General features: G+C 71.6%; 2 protein-coding genes. Both read right to left on the reverse strand.

Annotated features, from left to right (window positions below; all coding sequences use genetic code 11):
- A partial coding sequence (locus tag ACTIFU_RS23755) for a ferric reductase-like transmembrane domain-containing protein (protein ID WP_439580800.1) occupies window positions 1-369 on the reverse strand: 369 nt, incomplete at its 3' end.
- A partial coding sequence (locus ACTIFU_RS23760) for an ATP-binding protein (protein WP_439580801.1) occupies window positions 366-1,502 on the reverse strand: 1,137 nt, incomplete at its 5' end. The genes ACTIFU_RS23760 and ACTIFU_RS23755, both read right to left, overlap by 4 nt.

Genomic DNA, 1,502 nt, shown 5'->3' on the forward strand with positions numbered 1-1,502 from the left:
GCCGCTCTGCATCCGTTCCGCGCGCAGCATGCCCGCAAGACCGCGCAGCGCGAGCTCCGGGTTGGTGAGCAGCGGCGGGGCGACGAAGGCAAGCGGGTGCAAGAGCGCCATCGCCGCCAGCGCGATCCCGGCCGAGCGATGCACCCGCATGGTGCGGTCGATGCCGATCCGCCCGGCGATCGTCTCCAGCCGGCCGGAATGAGCGAACTGCAATAGCATCAGCGCGAGTGCGGCGAGCCCGAGCCCGATGCCGAGCTCCGCCTGCACCGCCTCGGGCGGCTCGCCGGAGGCAAGGGCGAGGAGCAACGGCGCGCAGGCGGCGAGCACGAAGAGCGCGGCGAGTAGCCAGGGCGGCAGGCCGCGCGTCATGTAGCGCGTTCCAGCGTCAGCCTGTGGCCGCCGAGCCGCGAAAAGAGGCCCGTGCGGCAGGTCAGCACGACGATCTGCATCCGCTCCGCTGCCGCGCTCAGGATGTCGAACATGCGCTCGATCCGGTCATCGTCGGAGAACACGAGCGCGTCGTCCAGGATCACCGGCGCGGGCCGCCCCTGCCGGTGCAGTATCTCGGCGAAGGCGAGGCGCACCAGCACCGCGATCTGCTCCTGCGTGCCGGCGGAGAGGATGTCGAAGGACTCGTCGCGGCCATCACGTGTCAGTCCCGATGGCCGAAGCGTCGTCTCGTCGAGCGTGGCGCCCGCTCCCGGGATCACAATATCGAGCCAGGACGCGAGGGTGCGCACGACCGGTTCGAGCCAGGAGGCCGTTGCCTCTTCCTCTGCCTGACGGAGCGTGCTGGAGAGCAGGTTCAGGGCAGCGCGACGGGCCTCCAATTGCTCGATTTCGTTCCGTATACGCTCCAATCTGCCCTCGCATTCGGCGATGCATTCGTCGAGCCCCTCAGCCTCGATGCGGGCGAGTCCGCCTTGGATTCGGGCGATCTCTTCGTTGATCCGCTGATCTTCGGATCGGACGGCATTGCGCGCGGCTTCACGACGCTCGATCTCTTTCAAGATTGCCGTGCGTTGCTCGGCGCTCGGGTCGGGCAGCGCTGCCGCCTCGTCCCGCAGCCGATCCGCCTCTTCCGCGAACTGGCGCGCCCGTTTCTCCAAGCGATCGTCGGGCTCGCGCGCGCGCACCTCGGCAAGGCGGGTTTCGCGACGCCGCGCCTCCTCGGCCCTCGCCTCGGCGTCGGCCTCGCATCGGTCCGCTTCGCGCGCCTTCCGGTCGGCCTCCGCGCGGGCAGCGTCGACCTCGTCGGGCGCGGACCCGGTCGGGGCGTCGAGGGTGCCGCTGATCTGCTCGGCAAGGTGACGCGCGCGCGCCTCGGTCTGTCCGGCCCCTGCCTCGGCCGCAGCAGCGGCAGCGGTGATCTCGAGTCCCGGGGCCAGCGCCTCAGCCGCGGCGCGCGCGGCACCGAGTTCGCTCCCCGCAGCGACAAGCGCGCGTCGCGTCGCGCCGCGGCGGTGGAGCGCCCGGGCGAGCAGGAGCACGGCGCCCGCCGC

The organism is Elioraea sp. (assembly GCF_051860475.1).
GTDB lineage: Bacteria > Pseudomonadota > Alphaproteobacteria > Acetobacterales > Acetobacteraceae > Elioraea.